Here is a 22,786-nt window from a genome sequence, read left to right on the forward strand (position 1 = left end):
CGAAGGCTCCCGGAGATCGTGCACGGCAGCACCTTAGCATAGATGCGCGCCGAGTTCCACGGGGGCAGGCGTCGCCGGCAGGTATGCTGAATATCAGCCTCCAAGACGGACCCTGGTCTGTGCCAATTTGCGCCACTCGGCGTCGAGTTGGGCCGAAAGGTCGCGCGCCGCATCCGGTGAGAGCAGTCGCTCGATGGCCGGGGCCTCGATCGGATCGACTGCGGGGAGCGTGGCACAGCCGAGATTGGCAAGGCTCGCACGGAGCGGCGGGTGGGTCGAGTTCGGGGCCTCCATGGACTCCTCCTCGATCGTCTTGGCCGCAGCAGCGGTGAGCGCATCATGGTCGCGGATGTCGACGAGATGGGTCGACATGCGCTGCAGCGGCGTCGCCGGCAGGCTGATGGCGCCGAGCATGTCGGTCTCCAAGGGAGAGAACACCAGCTCGCGCAGTCGCGCCACGCCACCGGCGATCAGCACGAGCGATCGCGCCATCTCGGATGGTCCCATAAGCGCGGCCGCGCGCCGGTCGGCGGCCAGCTCATTCTGACGTGAGAGTGCGAGATACTCGCTGTTGACCCATCCAAGCACGGCACGCAGCAGCCCTGCTGCAATCCGGCCGGTGACGGTGCGATCGGGGTTCGCATAATGCAGAACGTTCTCGCAGGCGCGCAGAAAGTCGAACAGATTGCCGGCCCCGGTGATGTGACGCAGCTCGGCATGGGCAACCTCGTGGGCGATGGTGGCGCGGATTGCCCGCTCGTCGAGGATCATCAGCAGCGGCAGTCCGACGGTCATCGTGACGTGCTGGCGGAAGATGCCGGCATAGCCGCGCGCTTCGCTGATCGACGCATTGAACTCGGCGTCGAACCGCAGCGTGCGCGTCGGCTTGGCGAAGGCTGGATCGAGCTCCTGCCAGATCCGCCAGAGCGCGGGCGCCATTGCTTCGTCCAGGACGTTGCTCCGCTCGCGCCGGGCCGGCACGAAAAGAATTCCGAGCGCCAGCGCGACGGCGGCCGCGACCACGCAGAACATGATGGGGGCGGTGATGAGCGCAACTCTCGTGTAGTCGTCCAGCGCGATCAGCCAGATGAACAGCAATCCGCCGGCCAGCGCGACGACCGGCAGAACAGCGTAGCGCCCGAGCAGCAGGATGCATGACAGAACGAGACGCTTCATTCACATGGCCTGATTGACGTCCTCCGGCCGCACCAGCTTGATGTCCTGTGCTGCGGCCCACGACCAGATGTCCTGGCGCTTCAGCGCCGTTGCCATCAGCTCCGGAAACTGATGCGGCGTGCAGGCGAACACCGGACAGCCGAGCGCGGCCAGGATCGCGGCGTGCTTGGCGTCGTAGGCTGGGCGGCCGTCGTCGTTGAGCGCGAGCAGCACGATCAGGTTGACGCCCGACGAGACCAGCGCCTTGGCGCGCGCCAGCATCTGCTCGGCGATGCCGCCCTCGATGAGGTCGCTGATCAGCACCATGTGCGTCCGCGCCGGCTCGCGCACCAGGCGCTCGCAATAGGCCAGCGCCTGGTTGATGTCGGTGCCGCCGCCGAGCTGCACCGAGAACAGCACCTCGACCGGATCGGCCAGCTCCTCGGTGAGGTCGATGATGTTGGTGTCGAACACCACGAGCTTCATCGCGATCGCCGGGATCGAGGCCAGCACCGCGGCGAAGATCGAGGAGTAGACGACGGAGGTGCCCATCGAGCCCGACTGGTCGACGCACAGGATCACCTCCTCCAGATTGGTCCGGCGCGCGGCGCGCGCGTGCCCGATCAATGTCTCCGGCACGATGGTGCGATGCTCGGCCTGCCAGTGGCGCAGGTTCTTGCCGATCGTGCGCGGCCAGTCGATGTCGCCGGCGCGCGGTCGGCGGGTGCGGCGGCGGCGGTCTACCGCACCGCGGATCGTCTCGGTGGTGCGGGCATCGAGCTTTTCCATCAGCTCCTTGACGACCTTGGCGACGACTTGGCGCGCCGTCGACTTGGTCTTCTCCGGCATCACCGAGCGCAGAGCCATCAGATCGGCGACGAGATGCACGTCGGCTTCGAGGGCTGCGAGGAATTCGGGCTGCAGCAGCATCTCCTTCAGGCCGAGCCGCTCGAACGCGTCCTTCTGGATCACCTGCACGACCGGTGCCGGAAAGAACTCCCTGATGTCGCCGAGCCAGCTCGCGACGCGCGGCGCCGAGCCGCCGAGACCGCCGCGTCGGCCGCCGCCGCGCTTGCCGCCGGAGCCGGCGTCATAGAGTCCGGCCAGCGCCGCATCGAGGCGCCGATCGCGATCGGACAGGCCGGCCTGGTCGTCGCCGCCAAGCACGAGGCGCCAGCGGCGGTTGCGCTCGGCATCAGCGTCGTCGCTCATCGATTGGCCTCCTTGATCGGCCGGTCGGCGCCGAGGATGGTCAGCAGCAAGGGCAGGGCCGCGTCGAAGCAGGCGGCGGTGGCCGGCAGCGGCGCGGGCGGCAGCAGCGGGCTGGCGTCGGAGGTGGAGCCGACGGCCAGCGGCCGCTGCCTGGCCAGTTCGTCCAGCAGGCGCCGCCGCTCGTTGCGGTCGAAGCTCGCGAAGGCACGGCGCATCACCGGCAGCAGGTTGTTGAACGCCTCGTCGTCGATCGCAGCAAGCCAGCCGTCGATGATCCGGCGCAGCATCTGGTCGTGCAGCAGCACCTGGCCGCTCTGGCCGAGAAACCCGTCGAGCCAGTCGCCGGCCTCCAGGGTCGGCACGCTGCGGGACAGCGCGCGCGACAGTGCCAGCGCGGTCTGCTCCGGTGACACGATGCCCTGATCGTACAGCACGCGGTTCGCCAGGCCCTTCAACAGCGGATGCGCCGCCGCATCGGCGGCGACGTGCAACAGCGCGCGGCTCCAGCCGTCGCGCAGGCCGCGATCCTCGATCAGTCCGATCGCGACGTCGAGCCGCGCCAGCCTGCCGCGGAGATCGGCGGCGACGTCGGCCTGCAGGCTGCGGCAGGCATAGACGAGGCCGGCACAGATCGCCTCGACGAGGCTGGTCACCAGCAGGCGTAGCGCCTCGGTCGGCAGCGCCCGCGCGGTGCCGTAGCGCAGGATCTCGGCGAGCGGCGGCACGGCCTCGGTGAGATCGGCAACGTCGCTTGTCGCGGCCGAGCGCTGCTGCAGCAGCACGATCGTCGTCTCGGCCGCCTCGCTCAGACCCGCTTCGAGACAGCCGCGCACGATGGCCGCGACGGTGTTCAACGAGGTCGCCGCCTGTGCGTTGGTGACGGCGGCATTGCCCGCAGCCTGCGCGACGGTGGTGCCGTGCACCAGCGCCTCGACCAGACGCACCGAGAATTCCGGCTCCCAGCGCAGGCGCCAGTTCTCGCGAAAGGTGCCGCGGCTCTGTCCCGATCCCTGCAACCGTCCCCACGGCACCTGAATCAGGCCCAGCCGGTGTAGGAGCTGCGACTTGGCAAGCCCTGCCTCGCTGCGCAGGTCGAGCGCGATGTCGGTGTCGAGCGCCTCGGGCTTCAGCTTCAGCTTGCGCTGCCAGCGCGCGAGATCGGCGGCGAGCGGCATCTGCGGCACGCTGTCGTCGATCTCGCCGACACGTTGCCCGATGATGAGCTGCTGCTCGATCAGGCGGAACGGCGCCGTCTCGCCCTCGCAGAGCGTTGCAAGGCTCGCCTCGCGCATCTCGGCCAATCCCGGCAAAGCGACGTCGCGCAACGCGGCCAGCGTGATCGCGAGCCGGGACGCCTCGATGACAGATGCCGTCGATGCCGGCCGCCCGTGCCGCCGCAGCAGCTCCGCGACACGGGCCTGCCAGCGGGTCGTGAAGCCGGTGGCGTCGAGCGCGGCGGCCTGGCCGTGCTGCAGTCCCTGCCAAAGATGCGCGTACCAGCCCGGCGAAATTACGCCGGCGCCATAGCCGGACGCGGCCGCGAGGCGCGTCTCCGTCCACGGCACCCAGGTGGCGGTGACCTTGACCTGCGGCAGCCCCTTCAGCAGCGCGCGATCATCCTTCAGCGCCACTTTCCGCCGCAGCGCCGGCACGTGCCAGGCGCCGCAGATGACGGCGACGGCCCCGTCCTGCTCGCCGAGCGCCGCCGCGATTTCCAAGCGCATATGCGCTTCGCGGCGCAGCTCGCGCCGGGCTTCATCGGCAGGCTGGTAGGGCAGCGGATCGATCTTTTCTCGCAACGCCGCGATCGCGGCTTCCAGCGCGGCAAAGATCTCCGGACCATGCGCCCCCTGTTCGACGATCGCATTCCACCAGGACTCGCTGTCGTCATAGCCGGCAAGGGTGGCGAGATAGGCCAGCGGATCGCGCCGGATCTGCGCCAGCTCAGGATCGACCGTGTCCGGCTCATCTGGCGCAGGCGCATCGGCGTCCTCCGGCGCGGCCTCGCTTTCATTGCCCTCCGGCTGCTTCAGCTTGGCCCGTTCGGCGAGGCGGTAGGACGCCGGCAGGTCGATGAAGCGGACCGGCCGTCCCCTCGCCAGCGCCCAGCGGATCGCCTGCCATTCGGGCGAGAACAGCGCGAACGGAAAGAAGCTCGCATTGGCGGCATCGTCCTGGGCGTGGACCAGCAGCGCGATCGGCGGCACCATCGCGGGCGAGGCGGCGAACGCGATCAGCTCATCGGCATCCGGCGGCCCTTCGATCAACACCACGGCCGGATCGGCCGCGTCGAGCGCTGATAGCACGGCGCGCGCCGATCCCGGCCCGTGATGCCGGATGCCGAGCAGATGCAGGCGATCGGGTTGCGGCGCGGCCATGTCAGATCACGTCGCGGATCGCGCCGTACAGATCGGCCCACGGCTTGCGCTCGCGCACCACCGTTTCGAGATATTCCTGCAGCACGACCTTGTCCTGCACCGGATCCTTGACGATGGCGCCGACGAGGTTCGCCGCCATGCTCTGCGCATCGATCACGCCGGAGCCGAAATGGCCGGCTTCCGCCCAGGCGCCGATGGTCACCGCGATGGCTTCCGCCGTCGACAGCGAGCCCGACGGCGACTTCAGCTTGAGCCGGCCGTCGAGCGTCTGGCCGTCGCGCAGCTCACGGAACACCGTGACGATGCGCATGATCTCCTGGTTGGCCGGCGCGATCTTCGGCAGCTCGAGGCCGCCGCCGATTTCGCCGACGCGCTTGGTGACGATCCTCACCTCCTCATCGAGGTCGGCCGGCAGCGGCAGCACCACGACGTTGAAGCGCCGCTTCAGCGCCGAGGACAATTCGTTGACGCCCTTGTCGCGCGCATTCGCCGTCGCGATCATGTTGAAACCGCGCCGGGCGTGAACGGCGTCGTTGATCTCCGCGATCGGCATCAGCTTCTCCGACAGCACCGTGATCAGCGTGTCCTGCACGTCCGACGGCATGCGGGTCAGCTCCTCGAAGCGTACGATCCGCCCCGCTTCCATCGCGCGCATCAAGGGCGTCGCCACCATGGCCTCGCGCGAGGGGCCCTTGGCGAGCAGCAGCGCGTAGTTCCAGCCGTAGCGGATCTGGTTCTCGTCGGTGCCGGCCGTGCATTGCACGATCAGCTCGGACGAGCCGGAGATCGCGGCGGCGAGATGTTCGGAGACCCACGACTTCGCCGTGCCGGGCACGCCGAGGATCAACAGCGCGCGGTCGGTCGCGAGCGTCGCCACCGCGGTCTCGATCAGCCGGCGGTTGCCGATATATTTCGGCGTGATCTCGACGCCCGATTTGGTGCGGCCGCCCATCAGATAGGTCACGACCGCCTGTGGCGACAGCCGCCATTGCGCCGGCCGCGCCCGCGTGTCCTCCTGCGCCAACGCCTCGAGCTCGTGGGCATGCAATGCTTCCGCGGAGCGGCGCAACTGGCCGTCGCTTGGGCTAGCATCAGCGTTTGTCATGGGCGTGCTCCGGACTGTTTGATGGTGCGTTACGTCGGCAACGCGAGAACGAGGTCGGTGAAATCCTTGGCCGCGCGCGCGGTCGCGGGGGACACCGGGGTGAGCGTGGCGACGAAGGCGGGCATCGTCGCGCGCGGCATCAGCGCAGCCATGAGCACCAGCCGGCCGTCGTCCTTCTGCGCCGCCGGCGTCGTCGCGTCGGCGAGGTCCTGGATCGCCTTCTGCCAGGCCGGCGATGCGAGCACGCGTTCGGCGACCTGCGGCGCGAGTGGCTGGCGGGCCTTCGCCGCCAAGGACATCAGCGCATATCCGTGCAGTGCGTCACCGCCGCAGAGGCGCGCGCCGATGATGCGCAGCACGGTGTCGTCATCGCCCTCGGCCGCGGCGGCATCCATCAGCAGCGTGAGCACGCGGTGCTCGGACGGCGGCAGTGAAGCGATCAGCGCCTCGGGCGGCGCGCCGACCGCCGTGGCGAGCGCGGCGAGCCGCAGCCCGCCGAACAGCCGCTCGCGCAACGCCTCGGCCTCCTGCCATTTCAGGCCGTCGGCCGGCAGCTTGAAGGTCACTGTCGACGCCGCGCCGAGGCCGATCTTGGCCAGCAACGAGCCCGCGCGCTGGAAGCATCGCGCGGCCTCGGTCAGCCGGGCGCCGTGCTCGGTGCGTTCGGCGATCCGGGTCAGGAGCTGTGCGGCGATCTGCTTGACGCTGTCGGCGCGATCGGCGCTCAGGCTCTCCAGAAACGGCCGATCATCGGGGCCGAGGCCGACCATCAGTGCATCGAGCAGCGCAGCGCGGACCGGCGCGGGCTCGCTCTTCCAGACCGATTCGATCAGCGCGCGGCCGTCGGCGGGATTGTTGCGGCGCTGCTCCGCCACGAAGGCGCGGCGCTGCGTCTTCGGGAAGGTGGTCCAGTTCTCCATGGTGATGCGTTCGAAGAACAGGCCCTTGGTGGCATCGTCATCGGCGTCGGAGGCGATCAGCGCCAGATAAGCGCGCTCGGCGAGGCCCTGGTCCTCGGCATTGGCTTTGATGTGCGGCACGAAATCCGGCAGATCGAACGGATGCAGCCGGCAGCCGGCGGTCTGGATACGGCGCAGCGCGAGCGGCAAGGCGCTCGACGCCAGCGACTTCTCGACGCTGCGCGCCAATGCCTTGAGCGCGCGCCGCGCCGCCTCGGGCAGGATGGGCCGCGCGTCCTGGTGCAGCCGCAGGGCGGCGTCCGGGACGGGATCGGCGACAGGCGCCGTCGCGCCGGCGAAGCGCTGCCATTGCGCGGCCAGCGCAAGGAGTGGCAGCGCAGGCTCGCGTCCGTGTGGCAACAGTTCGGCCAGCGCCGGCGGCGTCATCAAGGGCTGCCGCGCCAGGCCGAGCAGGAAGGATTGGCGCAGGCGGGCATGGCTCTGGGGATCGATCGCGCTCGCCATCGTCAGCTCTCGTGATGCCAGCGGCCGAGCGCCGTTTCGGCGGCCAGCACCTGCGCAATGCGGCCGTCCCACAGACACAGCAGCGACAGGTCCTCGAGGCCGAGCAGCGGCGTCAGTTGGTCGAACTGGCCGCGCTCTACCGCGATCGCAGCTCCGGCCTCGTCGGCGATGACGAGCGCACCCTTTCCCGCGGTGTGAAGCGTGACGCCCGCGAGCAGCAGCGGCCAGCGATCGAGCCACGGCAGCGCGGCGAGCCGCGCCGTGTAGTCCTGCAGCGCTGGGGCGAGCCCCGGCGATGGCCGCGGCCAGGTCGCGGTCGCCGCCGTCTTGCGGCTCGCCAGCAGCCCGCGCAACGGCGCGGCCGACGGATAGAACACGACCTCGCCGTCGATGATCTCCCCCGGCGCGAACGGAAATCCGGCGCCGCCGCCGGACACCGGCACGAAATCGATCAGCACCGCGGCGCGCGGCTGGCCGGGGTCATCGCCCGTGTTGACGAGCCACGTCTCCAGCCTGCGCAGCTTGTCCGGCTGCACTTCGGACAGGTTGGCGGCAACGATCCACACGTTGCTCGCGCGCGGGGCCGTGGCGTCCGCCAGCAGCTCCTCGCGGCGCAGCGACCAGCCGACCGCGCGTCGGACATCCTCGCGCAGCGGTGCCGGCAGCCGGTCCTGATGCCGGTAGGCCGAGGCGATCAGGGACATGGTGCCGAGCTGCTCGATGGCGAGATCGGCGCGGCGATCCTCTCCGACGCGAAACAGTTCGGATGAGAGCTGGTCGAGCCGCGCAGCGAGGCCGCCGGCCTTGGCGTCGACCAGTCGCGTCGACAGCGTGCGCGCGGCGGACGCGGCGCGGGCGGCGAAATCAGCAAGTCCCTGGTTGAGCTGATCCGCGATCCAGCGCTCCAGCTCGTCGAGTCCGGCGAGGATCGCCGCCTCGCGCTCGGCCCTGATCCGCTCTCGCTGCGCCTCGGCGCGCGCAGCAGCCTTTGGGTCGGCGGGAGCAATCGTCGCGGCCTCTGCCAGGGCAGCATCGAGCGACGGTGGCGTGCCCGCATCGTTGCCCTCCGGCTTGGGCTTGCCCGGCGCGCGGCCGCTCGAGCCGCGCCGCCGCGCGCTCCAATCCTCGACCCATTGCGGCGGGCTGGTGGTCTCGAACCGCTCGGGCTTGTCGACCCGCTGCCACAGCACCGCCAGCACGTGCTTGCAGGGAAACTTGCGGCTCGGGCAGGTGCATTTGTAGCCGCTGCCGTCGGCCGCGGCGACCACGCGATACGGCGTCGCGCCGGAGCCCTGGCATTCGCCCCACAGCACCTCGGCATCGCTGCTCGCAGCCAGCATTGGCCAGTTGGCAGGCTTCACGAGCTTCAGCGCTGCGGCGAGTGAGGCCTGATCAGGCGCGAGCCCTTCGATTCGTTCGCGTGTCAGAGACACCCACTCTCCCAACCGGCTGATCGCGCGATGCCGCACTCCCTAGCAGATGGCGGCGGAGCCGCACAACAATTCCAGCGCGATGCCTGCTGATTTTGCGTCGCGTCGCGCGGGAAAGAAGCTGAGCGATCTGCGCAACGCTCGTCGCGTCGCGCGCACGCCGGCGGAACTGCGGAGTTTCCTGGGCATGCATGAGGCGGGCGCGATATCTCCGACGCCGCGGTGAGCGCGCGCACCGGACGCTCTGAATCGCCGCCGCTCATACGGAACTACATCGCCGTTGCGCCGTCGGAACGTGAAGCACCGCAGCGCGCTGTAGGGCCCGTTGTCTTCCATCACATCGAATCCCGCTGCTCGCGCGCGCTGTGTTCAGCACGGAGGTCATCAGCACGGCCGGCCTTGGAATTTTTCCCGGCCATGCAATGGTGAGATGCCCGGATCATCCGCGTCGTACTGTAATCCTGCGGTAAGGCCGTGACGCTAGCTTCAACGCGTCCTTGATCGAGGTCACATCGGTTTTGCCATCGACAGCGTGTCATGATGAGCCATTGCTCGCCGTCTCTCGATGTGGCGTTCGATCGGAAGGACATTGGAGCGCCGCCGCAGACCCGAAAGCCCGGCCTGATCAGGTCGGCTCCGTCCCACCTGCGGCACCTTCCATCATGATCTGGCGCCGCATGGCTTCGAACGTCGTCGGAGTCCAGTGAGCAGGCCGTTCGGTTTGTGTCCCAGCCCCACACGTCCGAACGGCCTGCCATGATCGAGCTCGCGGCGGTGCTCGCGCTCACATGTTCGTTGTGCATCTGCCATCCGCCGTCTGTAATGATGCGGTAAGCCGCAGCCACGAGTCTCCCGCAGCGATGGCTGAGCCGATCGCAAGGAGAACCCAATGAAACGAATTTGCGCGCTTATGATCATGGCCTCGACCATCGCAGGCACGATCGCCACGCCGGCCAACGCTGGCGGGAATCGCGGAGCGGCGGTCGCCGCCGGCGTCGTCGGAGGTCTGGCGATCGGAGCCCTGATCGGTTCTGCGGCAACCGCCCGTTCCGCGCCCACTTATGTCTACGGCTACGAGGACTATCCGCCGCCGCGGGTCGTCTATCGTCGTCACCGCGTCTATGAGTACGACGCGGACTACGGCAACTATGGCGACGGCTATTTGTCCGGCTACCGGGACGGCTATTCCGACGGATCCTGGGACAACGACTGAGACCGCCGCCCGAGGACAAGGTCCCGCCGACGCGGGACCTTGTCCTCGATCCGAATGTTCCGATCAGCTGACGAGGCTGCCGCGTCCAGCGTTGCCTCAACCCTATGGTTCGTTCGGCCGCGTCACCAGGAATGCCACCACCGTTCGTGTGCATCCTGTCCAGCCGAGCAGCCGCGCCTGCACCGCGAACTCGCGCTTGACGTAGTTGCCGGATCGGGCGGCCGCCGCTTCCGCGGCGCCGATGCAATCCGCCTGGTCGCGGAAGCACAGCGAAATCCAGCCTTCGCTGCCAGAGTCCGCGCCGGCCTTGTGGGTTGAGATGGGCAGACCGTAAGCGGGATGATCAGCGCTGTAGAAGGCGGTCGCGAGCGCAAGGCTCTCGGTGCCGCCGACATGCGCGAGCGGTGTCCCCGTCAGCTCCCGCCATTGCCGCGTGGCTTCCCGCGCGGTCTGCTGGTAGAAGGTGCGGCCTTCCTCATAGCCGTGCCGGTTGCGGTAGAAGGCGTGCAGCGGCGCCGCGACGATCGCGGCCAGGACGGCGATTCCGGCCGTCAGCACCGCGATGTTGACGGTGTGGAAGCGCGCGATCGGATAGCTTGCGCCGCAGACGATCACCACGACGAACAGGAACAGTCCCTGCAGTGCCCATAACGACGGCAGGTCGGTACCCATGATCAGCGCGTTGATGACGGGCAGACCGACCGTGCCGATGGCGATATAGGACAACAGCCGGAGGCCGCCGTTCAGCGCGGCCATCTCCGTGGTGAAAGACCTGATCCTGGCGCCGGCGACGATCAGCCAGGTGGCAGCCGGCACGGCCATCGCGGCCGCGAGCCCCAGCACGAAGAACAGGGCATCCCGCGACGACGTCGCCAGGGTGGAGCGCGCGTGCATCAGCGCGTGCTGGATGGGCGCCGCGTCATGTCCGACAAGCCAGTCAAGATGCATCGACAGCGCGGCGAGGCCTGCGGCCGCGGAGATCCATGGCGACGCCGAGGTGAAATAGGCGCGTCGCTGCGGATGCGCCATGGCGGCGAATGCGAAGCTCATCACCAGAAAGATCGAGTAGTACTTGCCGAGCAGTGTGAGCGCGGCCGTCAGGCCGGCGGCCGCTGCCCAGGGCAGCGTTCGCGTTTCGAACGCGCGCAGGAAGCAGTAGGTGGCGAGCGGCCACGTCGCCAATTGCACCGAGTTCGCGTTGAAGCGCTGCGCGTGAAACTGATAGGCCGGCGTCAGCATCAGTAGCAGCAGCACGATCACCCGCTTGTCCCCGGCGACGAAGCGGCGCGAAATCAGGTCGACGAACCACAGCGCCAACGCCGCATTGGTCATCGCCATCAGGTGGAACGACCAGTCGGAAAGAGGGAAGAGAGCGGTCCAGGCGCCGGCGATCCAGCCCATCAGCGGCGGATGCTTGTCGTAGCCCCAGGCGAACTGCCGTCCGAATGTCCAAGTCTCGATCACGTCGGGATGCAGGCCAGCGCCGGCATAGGCGATCGAGAGATAGGCCGTCCACACGGCCACGAAGCACACCAGCAGCAGCGGCACGGCCCAGCCGGCCTCGATGCCGTCGAGCCAACGCAGGAACGGACGGCGCCAGGCCGCCGGATGACAATCCGACCGTTCGGCGACGGTCGAGAACGCAAAGTCATGGAACATGTCGATGTTGATCAATGATGAGGCGACGGATGTGACGCGCGATCGGCAGCCGCGGCCGACAAAGAATGGCGGATCGCCCGGTGTGTCCGGTCGATCATGCGGCAGGCTTCATGCGGGCGAATCCTCGGCGCGTATTTGAATGCCAGTCTAGGCCGAGACGATTACGAAAGGCTGACGTCGAAAATCGGATCATCGCGGCATGGCACGTCATACCACTGCAATCGCGCCGGCCGAGAAGCCGTTCAGCTTACAATCTGAGATATCGCGACGGACGCTCGATCAGCCCTGGCAGAACGGGTCGACTTTGATTGAGCGCTGAAAAACAACGGTACCAGAACGCCGCCGACGTAATCCTATTGTAATCCGTCTGTAATGATAGGAACAGCCGATTGTCGATGTTGCGGGAGGATGGCGTGCGCGTTCTGGTCGTTGAGGATGATCCCCAGCTCGGGCTCTGGCTGCGGGATGCACTCGCGACGGCGTTCGGCTCGTCGGACATCGTCACGACGCTCGACGAGGCGCGGGCGGCGATCGCGGTGCGCAATTTCGAGCTCGTGGTGATTGACCGCGGACTTCCGGACGGCGACGGGCTGGCGCTATTGCCGGACCTGCGGCAGCAGAAGCCGAGCCCCGCGACCGTGGTGCTGACGGCGCTCGACGATCCCGCCGACATCGCGCGTGCGCTCGACGAGGGCGCGGACGACTACGTCGCCAAGCCGTTCGAGCCGATCGAGCTGGTGGCACGGGCGAGGGCGGTGCTGCGCCGGCTGTTTCTCGACCGCGGCGCGATGGTCTCGATCGCCAATCTGGGCTTCGACATCGTCAATCGCGCCGTCTGCGTCGACCAGGCGCCGATCGTGGTGCCCAGGCGCGAACTGGCGATCCTCGAGGCGCTGGTTCGCCGCAGCGGGCGGGTGGTGCTGCGCGAGACCTTGGAGACCGCGGCCTACGGCTTCGAGGACGAGATCCAGTCGAACGCGATCGAGGCCCATGTGTCACGGCTGCGCCGCCGCCTGCGCGAAGCCAATTGCAGGGCCACGATCAGGCCGGTGCGCGGCCTCGGCTATCTCCTGAGCGGCGAGTGACGCAGGTGAGGTGGCAGAAGCTCAGCCGTATCCGCCGCTCCATCACGCTGCTCTCCGCGACGCTGATTGCGGTCGTCACCACCATCATGCTGATCTGCGCCGCTGCCTTGCTGATCCGCTTCGGCGGCGACGATGACGGCACCTGGGGTGCGGCCGACGTCGCCGATGCGCTGAAGGAGGCCGTGGCTCGCGATGCTGGCGGCCAATTGCTCGTGAAGCAGACGCCCCGCCTCGACACGATCATGCAGGACTTCCCGACGTTCTGGTACGTCGTCTCCGACAAGAGCGGTGAGGTGAGCTATGGGCCGATTCCGAAATGGCGGCCGCACAAGGGTCCGTCGTCGCAGAACGGCACCAGCTTCCTGGCCTATGCGATCGACGGCGAGACCCGGCGCCTGAAACGGATGATGGCGGTCCGCAATACGCCGGTCGGCGAGGTCTTGATCGAGACCGGCGGCGTCGCCTACACGTCGACGCAGCTGATGACGGGCACCTTGACCGACGCGACCATCGTCGCGCTTCCGATCATCCTGGTCCTGGTCGCGACGGTGCTGGCGGCGCTGTTGTTCGTGCCGACGCTGATCGCCCGCCCGGTGCGTGCGGTCGCACGCGCGGCCGAGATGATCGACGGCGTGCCCGACGGCCGAAGGCTGCCCGAGCGGGACGCGCCGGCCGAATTGCTGCCGCTGGTCACCGCCTTCAACCGCGCCTTGTCGCGCATCGACCACGCCGCCGAGGCGCAGCGCAACTTCCTGTCCAATGCCGCCCACGAGCTGCGGACCCCGCTGACCAACGCCCGCACCATGCTGGAGGCGGTGCCGGATGCCGGCCTGCGCGCGAAACTGGTCGGCGAGAACCAGAAGCTGTCGTCGATCGTCACCATGCTGCTGCAACTGGCGCGGATTTCGCTGGAGCCGGACGAGCTGGGCGAGATCGACCTGGTCGCGTTGGCGCGGCGCGTCACCGCCGAGCATGTGCCGATGGCGCTGCACTCCGGGCTCGAGATCGGCTTCGCCGGCTGCGATGCGCCGGTCCGGATCCGCGGCTCGGAGCCGGCGATCGCGGTCGCGCTCTCCAACCTGATCAGGAATGCGGTCGCGCATGCCGGCGCGGGCGGTCCGATCCTCGTCGAGGTCGACGCCGCGGCGCGCCTGCGCGTGATCGATTCGGGGCCCGGCCTGCAATCCGATCAGCCCGAACGCCTGCTGCAGCCGTTCGAGCGCGGCCACGCCCGCGGCGAAGGCATGGGGCTCGGGCTTTCGATCGTGTCGCAGGTCATGGCGACGCATCAGGGCCGCGTCGCGCTGCGCGAGACGCCGGGCGGCGGCACCACGGTCGAGCTCAGCTTCGCGCGCGCCGCGCCTTCGCAAGGCGACGCTGCGGATGCGACATTGCCGGCCGTCCGGCGCACGGCCGAGCAGGCGGGATCGCCGCCGCGCGCTTGATGCCGGGACGTCGTTTCCGGCGGCCCGCGCTCAGCGCGGCTCCCTGCTCCGCTGCCACTTCAGGAAGTCGCTGTAGAGTCGCGCGGCCTCGTCCGGCGACATCCGCGCCTGCGCCTTGCGCTCGTCGAGAAACTTGCGGAATTCGGCCGGGTTGGCATCCTGGCCCGGCGACTGCATCGCGCGGGCGCCATCGAGCCATTCCTGCGCCGCCTTGAAGCGGACCAGGCCCTGCACCGGCGCCGACAGCACGGTGTCGCGCCATTTCGGATGCCGTGGCGGCGATTGCAGCACCTGGATCTTGCCGAACAGCGCGTCGACGAACCGCGCCGTACGGCGATAGCGCTCGCTGTTCTCCGGCCAATTGTAGACCATCAGCACGGTCGAGGCGGCGACGGTCTCGACCTTGGTGCCCGGCGGCACCAGGTTCGGATATTCCTCGGACGAGAACGACGACGGCAGATAGATGTCCTGCAGCGCGTGGTCATAGGGGACCGTCAAGAGGTGCAGCCGGCCGCCCTCGTTCTTGATGCCCTTGATGATCGGCGCGTCCTTCGACACCGATGCGATCCAGGCATCGCCCTGGCCGTCGATCAGCTTCTGCAGCCCGCCGGTCGGATCGGTCTGGGAGTCGATGTCGGCGCGAATGCCGAGCCGGCGGAAGATCGTGCGCGCCGCCGGCAGGCCGATCGAGCGCTCGGCGAACACCCGCCGTCCATTGAGATCCTCCAGCGAGCGGATCTCGCGCCGCGCGACGATGTGGACGTCGTTGTGGAAGAGCTGCGCGATGTAGCGCACGCGCTGGGCGATGTCTGGAATGTTGTATTCCGTCTTCACGAATTCCAGCGCGTCGGTGGTGACGAAGCCCATGTCGATGTTCTTCAACATGATGATGTCGATGAGGTTCTGCGCCGAGCCCCTGCCGAGGATCGGCAGCACGCGCAGGCTCTCGCCCTCGTCGAGCACCGCGGCCATGTCGGAGCCCATGACCGACATCGGCCCGCCGATCGGCGCGGTGATCACGGTGACGGTGCCGGAGTTCAGCGCCTCGCGGTCCGGCAGCGTACCGACGGCGCCGCCGGTGGGCGGGCGCTGCGGCAATTGCTGCGCTCGGGCGCTGCCAGACAGCGCCACGAGGGATGACAGAACACATGCAAATAGGAATGCGCCAACAGTTACGCGCGCGACACGATTCACCGAACGCTTCCTCGATACATTCTAAATTGACAGTGGACTTAGCAGTTCGATCCCGGCCGAAGTTTGGCCGTGAGGTGGCGATCCGCGAGATGCTGCAAAGTCGCCCGGCCCGCTTCACCGCTGTGCTGAAAATGCGGTGCAGGAGCGTGATCGAGTGTTGCGATCGGGGACCGGCGCTGAGCGCGCCGAATCCTCGATCACAGGCCGTGTTCGGTGGAGAACGACCGTCCTGCGTGCGTGTCGAAACGTCGCACGCCTGGCGCTGAATGGTGGCGCCGCGCGCCGGCGCTCACGCGCTCGCCGCGTCGAGCCGCGCGACCTGGTCCGCGGTCAGCGCGAGCTCCGTCGCCGCCACCAGCGTGTCGACGTGCTCGGGCCTGGTGGCGCTGGCGATCGGCGCCGTCACCGAGGGCTTGGCCAGCAGCCACGCCAGCGCGATCGAGGCCTGCTGCGCTCCGGTCTCCCTTGCGACCGCGTCCAGCGCGGCGAGGATGCGCATGCCGCGTTCGTTCATGTATTTCGGGATGCCGCGCTGTCCGCGCGGGCTCTTGCCGAAATCGGCCTCCGAGCGATACTTGCCGGTGAGGAAGCCGGCGGCCAGCGAGAAGAAGGTGATGACGCCGACGCCGTAGTTCTCGCAGACGCGTTGCAGCGCGCCTTCGTAGGATGCGCGCTCGGCGAGGCTGTATTCCGGCTGCAGGCTCTCATAGCGCGGCAAGCCGCTCTTCGCCGACAGCTCGAGCGCGGCCTGCAGCCGCTCCGCCGAGAAGTTCGAGGCGCCGATGACCCGCACCTTGCCGGCCTTGATCAGCCTGTCATAGGCCGCCAGCGTCTCCTCCTGCGGCGTCGTCTCGTCGTCCTTGTGCGATTGATAGAGATCGATCACGTCGGTCTGCAGCCGGCGCAGGCTGTCCTCCACCGCGCGCGCGATGTAGTCGGCCTTCAGCCCGACCTTGCCGTCGCCCATGTCCATGCCGACCTTGGTGGCGAGGATGACACGATCGCGATTGCCGCGCAGCTTCATCCATTTGCCGATGATGGTCTCGGACTCGCCGCCGCTGTGGCCGGGCACCCAGCGCGAATAGACGTCCGCCGTGTCGAGGAAGTTGATGCCGGACTCCAGCACCTTGTCGAGCAGGCGGAACGAGGCCGCCTCGTCCACCGTCCAGCCGAACACGTTGCAGCCGAAGCAGAGGGGCGGAACGTTGAGGCCGGAACGGCCGAGCGGGCGCATCTTCATGGGAGGCTCTCGATCTGAATGATGTTGGCTGCATCCGTCGCGGACGCCTGCCGCAGATTGCCGTCATTCGTCGCGCGAGACCAGCGCGGCAGGAGCATGGCGGGCCCGCCCGGCCGCATCCAAACCGTGGCACGGCTGCCCCGAAGTGGGTCCGGCAGCGTCAGACTTTTCACTCACTTGCCGATGATGGTCGCAGCCTGCGAACGCCTCGCAGCTGGAGACGCGGGGGGCCATGATCAAGGAGTCCGTCTGATGAACACGCTGACCCATGACCAGCTCGGGCTGAGCTCAGATGGCCTCATGATGCCCGATCCGGCCGCGGCGGCGAAGAACACGACGACCAATATGGCTGCGGCTGCCTCGCCTGTCGTGCTGCCGCCCGGCGCGGTGTCGGATCCGGTGGTACACGCCGACGGCTCCGAGACCGTCTCGGTTCACACCGGCGGGCTCACCTTCAACCTCACCTTCGATGCCGCCGCCGCGGCCGCGCCCGAAAGCTTCCGCGCCGGCGTCGAGCAGGCGGCGGCGATCCTGTCCTCGGCGATCACCGATCAGGCCACGGTCAACCTCGCGATCGATTTCGCCGGCACCGGCGGCGGGGCTGGCGCCAATGTCTCCAATGGCGTGCTCACCAGCTACGCGCAGCTCCGAACCGATCTGCAGGACCACGCGGCGGCCGGCGACACGGTGTTCGACAACCTGCCGACGGGGCGGGCAGTGCAGGGCCATTCCCAGGTGTTCGTCGCCAATGCTCAGGCCAAGGTGCTCGGGCTCATCGATCCAAACAGCACGACGACTGAGGACGGCTTCGCCGTCTTCAACACCGACATCCCGACGCAGTCGCTGGTCGGCGTCGCGCTGCACGAACTGTCGCATGCGCTGGGACGGGTGCCGTCGCCGGGCAATCTCGACATCTTCGACCTGTTCGACTTCACCAAGCCGGGGCAGCATCTGATCAACAACAGCATCAGCTCGGCGCCTCCCGCGTATTTCTCGCTCGACGGCGGGCTCACCAAGATCGCCGATTACGGCCAGATGTCGGACCCGGCCGACTTCCTCAACACCGGCATCCAGGGCGCCCGCGATCCCTTGAACGAATTCTACAATCCGACCACGTCGCAGACGCTGTCGCCGATCGATCTCGTGGTGCTGGAGACGCTCGGCTACAATATCTCGACTCCCGACACGCAGGCCCTGCTCGCCCAGATCCCGCACGCCGCCGGGGTCGCCGCACCGGTGCAGACGCCGCAGCAGGCCGTCGCGATCGCCTCCGCGGTGGCCGCCGAGACGGCCGCCAGCCTCACCAAGCTGGGTGATGCCGCCGGCGCCGCGCAGGTGCTGGCGAATGTCCAGGCCGACGCTGCTGCGCTGAATGGCGCCGATGCCGGCGCGAACCATGACCAAGCAACGGCCCATGCGTCCTATTCCGCCGAGCCGCACCACGATCCGATGATGCTCGCGATGCATCTGCACGCGATCAGTGCGAACTGAGGCGGTCGCTACCAGCAGAGGATTGATTGGGCGCGAGAAGGCCATCGCGTAGTCGATCTAAGTCATGCCCGCCATTTCATCGTCGTCATGGCCGGGCTTGCCCCGGCCATCTCCGTCGCACTCGCCTGAACTGAAAGGCGTGATGTAGCCAAGCGATCGGGCGGATCGGAGGTGCGGTCCGCTCACGATCGATCGCCATGTGTCCGACGCGACAGGTCAGGATCGCTCGCGGTCGCGTTGTCGGTCGAGCTTGCGCAGATAGCTGAGGCCGCAGACGGTCAGCCGGCCGGGATCATGCACGCCTTGTTCGGCCAGTCCGCGGATATGCCGCGCCAGGGCGCGCCGCGCTCCCTGGTCCAGATCGTGTCTGGCCACGCGACGATAGATCTGCATCGCTCGAACGAGCGGCTTTGCGAGTTCGATCTCAGGCATCCGGGCCAACGGGCGGCGACGGCGATGGTTCCGACGCATCAGGGCGCAGGCGCCGGCTTGGCCGGGCGCAGCGTGACGACGACGGGAATGGCGATCGCGTAGATGGCGACGACCGACAGCCAGATCGCCCCGGGCCATTCGTCCCTGACGGCGAAGTAGAGGCTCGAGAAGCCGAGCGGCGCAACGATCGAGGCGAGGCTGACCGTGGCGGCGAGCACGCCCTGGAACTGGCCCTGCAAATGTGCGTCCACCTGCCGGGTGGCGATCGACTGCAGGGCCGGCATGCCCATGCCGCCGAGCGCGAACAGCGGCATCGCGCCAAACACCATCCAGCTCTGGTTGGCGAACGCCATGGCGGTGAGGGCCGTGCAGACACAGGTCACTCCGGTCAGGATGGCGCCGCGCTCGGTCAGCAATCTCACGGCCGGACCGGGAAGGAATATTTGGGCCAGCATCTGGCACACCCCGAAGGTGCCGAGCGACAGGCCGATCCAAAGACCGCTCCAGTGGAAGGCGTCGCCGCCCCACAGCGCCCAGCAGACGCCATAGGCCTCGCCGGTCGCGCTGAACAGGAAGAAGAGGAGAACGACCGGCAGCAGGCTCTTGACGGCGAACACCCAGCGCAGTGGCCGCAGCGGGTTCAGAACTGCGATCTCGATCTTGCCAGGGTCCGGCGGTCGCGATTCCGGCAGCATCAGCAACGCCAGCAGGACGTTGCATCCGTTCAAGGTCGCCGCCACGACGAACGGCAGCCGCAGCCAATGGTCGCCGAGCGCGCCGCCGAGCACGGGCCCGATGATGAATCCCATGCCGAACATCGCATTGAGGAGGCCGAAGCGGCGGGCCCGCTCGTCCTCGCGCGAGACGTCGGTGATGTAGGCCGTGGCCACCGAGACGTTGGCGCTGGTGACGCCGGCGATGGCGCGGCCGAGCAGGAGCATCCAGAGATCGGGCGCAGCGGCCAGGAACAGGTAGTTGACGATGGCGCCGGCCAGCGAGACCAGCAGCAGCGGGCGCCGGCCGAGCCGATCGCTCAGCGAGCCCAGCACCGGGGCGCAGATGAACTGCATCGCGGCGTAGAGCGCCGTCATGACGCCGAGAAGGAACGCCACGTCGCCGGTGTGGGTCACGTCGTGCAGCAGCGCCGGCAGGATCGGAAAGATCAGCCCGATGCCGGCGGCATCGAGCACGATGGTGAGATAGATGACGGCAACAGCCCTGGTCATGGCGCGCTCCGGTCCACGCGAGCCGATGGCGCAAACACGCGCGACCGCTCGCTGGAGCCTGACGATCCGTCAGGCGATTGATGTGTGGGAGACGCTGGGCCGGTCCATGCCAGAAAGGCAGATGGACGGCTTGTACTCGGCCGCAGGCAACGACCGCTTTTCGCGACAGGCGCCATCTATACGTGACGAACGGCCGGCGCAAGCCGCTTTTTCCGAACGACGATCGGCGCATTCAATGCATATTCATCGATCCATCGCCGAAGCTCTGCCTCAATCTGCCGACCGACTACGACGTCCGCGAGGCGCGATCTCGGCAAGATTCTCGATCGCATCGAGCCGGTGAACAAGCCGCGGGCGGTTTTGAGCGGACAGGTCGGGCGATGGCAGGCGGACGTGGATGGGCTGCGCGGGACGTCTCGTGATCCGCCCCCGGCAATGCGCCGTATCTTCACTGCACTCCTGGCCGGTCATCGAGAGTCCCCGTCCTGCCACCGTGCGGCTGCGCGTCGTCACGCGTCCTCGGCTGGACGTCGCGTTGGATCAACGGGGTGAGCAGGTGCTCGGCGAGGTAGAGGGACGCAAGCGGTCGCAGGTGCGCATTATCGAAGCTCACGAGACCCTCGCGCCGGTTGCGATCGAGATAGATGAGGCAGCCTTCTCGATTGCAGAAGAAGTCATGAAGGCTCTGGTACTCGAACGGTTCGTTGGCCTGGAGCTCGTCTCGAAATGCCTTGTCGATGCCAAGCGCATGCTGGTCGAGGTGCGTCGAGATTCGTGCCGGTGTGAACTGCCAATAGTGCTGCATGACCACCTTGAAGAGGAACGGTTCCCAATGAGGCGCCAGTCCGAGCACGATCACCCGTTTCACGCCGATCCGTTTGATGTCCCGAGACACCTCGCGCAGGTACTCCGTATCGAAGGAATTGTTGAATGAGATGACCACGACATCAGGAACGACCTCTTTGATTGTCGACAGCGCAAAGGAGTTGGACATCTCGCAGTAGTCGGTCGTCAGTCTGGTCAGATCGATCCGGTGTGGACGGCACCCCGACGCATAAACGAGCAGCAGGGACGTATCGGACGGAAGCGTCTTCCGTAAGCCATGGAAGAGATGCGCCGAATGAGAGCAGCACCGCTCTGCGAGAGTGGCTGGTGTAGCAGTCCGGGCTGATGCCGTCCCGAGGGACGCGCGTGGGAAGCGCACTCTCGAAGTTGTAGAAGTTGCATTGGTTCTGATTGATTTCCACCAGCTCTTCCCGAGCTGGCGACACGCCCGTGCGGAAGGAATCGAAATAGGCTGCGTAGCTGTTCAGATCGCCCGGCTTGAAGGTCCAGCCGTAGGTCATGGTCAGGGCGCCGATTCCCGCGAGCGTCGCCGAGGCACCGCAGAGCAGTGGGACCGACCGCAAGGGCGATTGCCCAAACCGGATCGGACGTTCCAGAAATCGATAGGTGATCCAGGCCAAACCGGCGCTCAGCGCGATGACGCCGGATCGAAGCGGTGCGGAGCCTGCCTCGCCCATCCAGGCGCGAGTCAGGACGAGCAGAGGCCAATGCCAGAGATAGAGCGGGTAGCTGATCAGCCCGATTCCAACCAGGAAAGGATGCGAGAGAATGCGTCGAGCGACCCAGCTATACGGCCCGGCGCCGACGAGCATGCAGGTCGCTGCGACAGGCAGCAGTGCTGCCCACCCGGGAAATGGCGTATTTCTCGAAATCAGGATCAGGCTCGCCGCCAACAGGACTATTCCCGACGCCGCGAGCCGATCGGAAATGGGTGATCGATGCCCCGCGTCAGGGACAGCGCCGAAGAGCGGCCTGGTGTATGGGGACGACGCGATCGCCAGCAGGCCGCCTGCAAACAGCTCCCATGCGCGCGTGAGCGGGGAGTAGAAGGCCTCGGTCGGGCTGGTGCCCATGGCTTTGATGTTCAGCAGAAATGACCCGACGAGCAGCAGCCCCACGAGGTACGGCAGGGCGCGCTTCCTTGTCCGCCAGCACAGCCACAGCAGCAGCGGCCAGAGGATGTAATATTGCTCTTCGATGCCCAGCGACCATAGGTGAAGCAGCGGCTTCGTTTCCGCGGCCAGGTCGAAATAGTTGGCCTCCTTCCAGAACAGCAGGTTCGCGGCAAATCCGGCGCTCGCCGCAACTTGCTTGCCGAGCTCCTTGTATTCGTCGGTGTACAGAAGAAAGCATCCGAGCAGGAGGGCGGCGAGAAGAACCACGATGAGGGCGGGGAAGATGCGCTTGACGCGACGAGCGTAGAAGGTCCGAACACGAAATGATCCGTTCGCCAGATCCGCAACGATGATCGAGGTGATCAAGAACCCGGATATGACGAAGAAGATGTCGACTCCTATGAAGCCGCCGCGAAGCACATGCGGAAAGGCGTGGAACACGACGACGGACATGACTGCGACAGCTCTCAGTCCGTCGATATCCGGCCTGTAGGCCGTGCCGACCACGGGAACCGGTTTCGAGCCGGCCACTGGCGCGTGCATGTGCGCTCTCTCCCCAAAAGAACGTTCGGCTTCCAATCGTCTTGGCTGCAATCAAACTCGCGAAAATGTCTGTTGTACAATTATGGCGGACAGTGCGGGGCAAACGCAATCATGAATGAGCGTCGTGAGGAGGTGGTCGCCATCGGTGGCGAACGTCGGCCCGTCCGTGCTCATCAGTTCTCTGTCGGCCCGACGGGCAATTCCCGCATCCCCGTCATGCGCAGATTGCCCGTCGAGCCAGCTTGTCGCACGCTGTTCGGCTTGCATCGTCGGGCAAATCAGAACGATGTTTCCGGCCATCCCGCTCGCGATGAAGAGGGACGTTTCGGCCGATCGTCACGGAGCGTAGCAAGCGGGGAGCGATGGACGTGTCGGGTTCGGGGCTTTCGCGCAAGCGGGCCGACGAATGAGCCTGGTGCGTACGGTCAAGTCGCGTGGTCCTGGCCTCCCGATGCTGAGGTCAAGCCGGTCGATGATGCGTCAGACGCGTCTCGCCGGTGATGGGGGCAAGACAGCCCGGTCCCCAGGGAGATCGCGAAGCAGCCGTTCAAACCAGCGCGCGGGGAAGGCCGGGTCGTCCGGCTGGACTCGTG

At 67.4% G+C, this 22,786-nt stretch carries 17 protein-coding genes; 4 read left to right on the forward strand and 13 right to left on the reverse strand.

Annotated elements, in window-relative coordinates; all coding sequences use genetic code 11:
* Positions 1 to 93 precede the first annotated feature (93 nt).
* The 6 genes from QW887_RS29990 to QW887_RS30015 are packed head-to-tail and all read right to left on the reverse strand — an operon-like array spanning position 94 to position 8,707.
* Complete coding sequence (locus QW887_RS29990; protein WP_316195688.1) at positions 94 to 1,176, reverse strand: M48 family metalloprotease; 1,083 nt, start codon at positions 1,174 to 1,176, stop codon at positions 94 to 96.
* Complete coding sequence (locus tag QW887_RS29995) at positions 1,177 to 2,367, reverse strand: vWA domain-containing protein (RefSeq protein ID WP_316195690.1); 1,191 nt, start codon at positions 2,365 to 2,367, stop codon at positions 1,177 to 1,179.
* Positions 2,364 to 4,745 (reverse strand): DUF5682 family protein, encoded by a 2,382-nt coding sequence (locus tag QW887_RS30000; RefSeq protein WP_316195691.1) that lies wholly within the window; start codon positions 4,743 to 4,745, stop codon positions 2,364 to 2,366. The genes QW887_RS29995 and QW887_RS30000 overlap by 4 nt, the downstream gene beginning before the upstream one ends.
* A 1-nt stretch (position 4,746) precedes the next feature.
* The gene (locus tag QW887_RS30005; protein WP_316195693.1) at positions 4,747 to 5,850 is read right to left on the reverse strand and encodes an AAA family ATPase; all 1,104 of its coding nucleotides are present in this window, start codon (positions 5,848 to 5,850) and stop codon (positions 4,747 to 4,749) included.
* A gap of 29 nt (positions 5,851 to 5,879) precedes the next feature.
* Positions 5,880 to 7,274 (reverse strand): DUF5691 domain-containing protein, encoded by a 1,395-nt coding sequence (locus QW887_RS30010; protein ID WP_316195695.1) that lies wholly within the window; start codon positions 7,272 to 7,274, stop codon positions 5,880 to 5,882.
* A gap of 2 nt (positions 7,275 to 7,276) precedes the next feature.
* Positions 7,277 to 8,707 (reverse strand): SWIM zinc finger family protein, encoded by a 1,431-nt coding sequence (locus QW887_RS30015; RefSeq protein ID WP_316195696.1) that lies wholly within the window; start codon positions 8,705 to 8,707, stop codon positions 7,277 to 7,279.
* A gap of 886 nt (positions 8,708 to 9,593) precedes the next feature.
* On the opposite strand from QW887_RS30015, the gene QW887_RS30020 reads away from it, so the two are divergent.
* Positions 9,594 to 9,917 (forward strand): hypothetical protein, encoded by a 324-nt coding sequence (locus QW887_RS30020; RefSeq protein ID WP_316195697.1) that lies wholly within the window; start codon positions 9,594 to 9,596, stop codon positions 9,915 to 9,917.
* 102 nt (positions 9,918 to 10,019) lie between these two features.
* On the opposite strand, the gene QW887_RS30025 is transcribed toward QW887_RS30020, so the two are convergent.
* Positions 10,020 to 11,576 (reverse strand): glycosyltransferase family 39 protein, encoded by a 1,557-nt coding sequence (locus QW887_RS30025; RefSeq protein WP_316195698.1) that lies wholly within the window; start codon positions 11,574 to 11,576, stop codon positions 10,020 to 10,022.
* 413 nt (positions 11,577 to 11,989) lie between these two features.
* Here QW887_RS30025 and QW887_RS30030 point away from each other — a divergent pair, with 413 nt between their 5' ends.
* Complete coding sequence (locus QW887_RS30030) at positions 11,990 to 12,661, forward strand: response regulator transcription factor (protein WP_315715407.1); 672 nt, start codon at positions 11,990 to 11,992, stop codon at positions 12,659 to 12,661.
* Positions 12,658 to 14,106, forward strand: coding sequence for a HAMP domain-containing sensor histidine kinase (locus QW887_RS30035; protein WP_316167289.1), 1,449 nt, complete (start codon positions 12,658 to 12,660; stop codon positions 14,104 to 14,106). The genes QW887_RS30030 and QW887_RS30035 overlap by 4 nt, the downstream gene beginning before the upstream one ends.
* Before the next feature lie 30 nt (positions 14,107 to 14,136).
* Here QW887_RS30035 and QW887_RS30040 read toward each other — a convergent pair whose 3' ends face one another.
* Together QW887_RS30040 and QW887_RS30045 are read right to left on the reverse strand one after the other, a co-directional pair.
* Positions 14,137 to 15,249 (reverse strand): TAXI family TRAP transporter solute-binding subunit, encoded by a 1,113-nt coding sequence (locus QW887_RS30040; RefSeq protein ID WP_409998662.1) that lies wholly within the window; start codon positions 15,247 to 15,249, stop codon positions 14,137 to 14,139.
* 340 nt (positions 15,250 to 15,589) lie between these two features.
* Positions 15,590 to 16,540, reverse strand: coding sequence for an aldo/keto reductase (locus QW887_RS30045; protein ID WP_315715410.1), 951 nt, complete (start codon positions 16,538 to 16,540; stop codon positions 15,590 to 15,592).
* 252 nt (positions 16,541 to 16,792) lie between these two features.
* On the opposite strand from QW887_RS30045, the gene QW887_RS30050 reads away from it, so the two are divergent.
* Entirely contained in the window at positions 16,793 to 18,031 is a 1,239-nt protein-coding gene (locus tag QW887_RS30050; protein ID WP_316167291.1) for an NF038122 family metalloprotease, read from the forward strand.
* A 216-nt stretch (positions 18,032 to 18,247) separates the two neighbouring features.
* Here QW887_RS30050 and QW887_RS30055 read toward each other — a convergent pair whose 3' ends face one another.
* The 4 genes from QW887_RS30055 to QW887_RS30070 form a co-directional block, all read right to left on the reverse strand.
* A complete protein-coding gene (locus QW887_RS30055; RefSeq protein WP_316195700.1) occupies positions 18,248 to 18,406 on the reverse strand; it encodes a hypothetical protein in 159 nt (52 codons plus the stop codon).
* Positions 18,407 to 18,501: 95 nt separating this feature from the next.
* Entirely contained in the window at positions 18,502 to 19,689 is a 1,188-nt protein-coding gene (locus QW887_RS30060) for a TCR/Tet family MFS transporter (RefSeq protein ID WP_316195701.1), read from the reverse strand.
* 448 nt (positions 19,690 to 20,137) lie between these two features.
* Positions 20,138 to 20,755, reverse strand: coding sequence for an SGNH hydrolase domain-containing protein (locus tag QW887_RS30065; RefSeq protein WP_315715439.1), 618 nt, complete (start codon positions 20,753 to 20,755; stop codon positions 20,138 to 20,140).
* On the reverse strand, positions 20,637 to 22,193 hold the full coding sequence (locus QW887_RS30070; protein WP_316195703.1) for an acyltransferase: 1,557 nt from the start codon (positions 22,191 to 22,193) through the stop codon (positions 20,637 to 20,639). Before QW887_RS30070 ends, QW887_RS30065 begins: the two co-directional genes overlap by 119 nt.
* Positions 22,194 to 22,786: the final 593 nt, after the last annotated feature.

The organism is Bradyrhizobium sp. SZCCHNRI3052, assembly GCF_032484895.1.
In the GTDB taxonomy this organism is placed as follows: domain Bacteria; phylum Pseudomonadota; class Alphaproteobacteria; order Rhizobiales; family Xanthobacteraceae; genus Bradyrhizobium.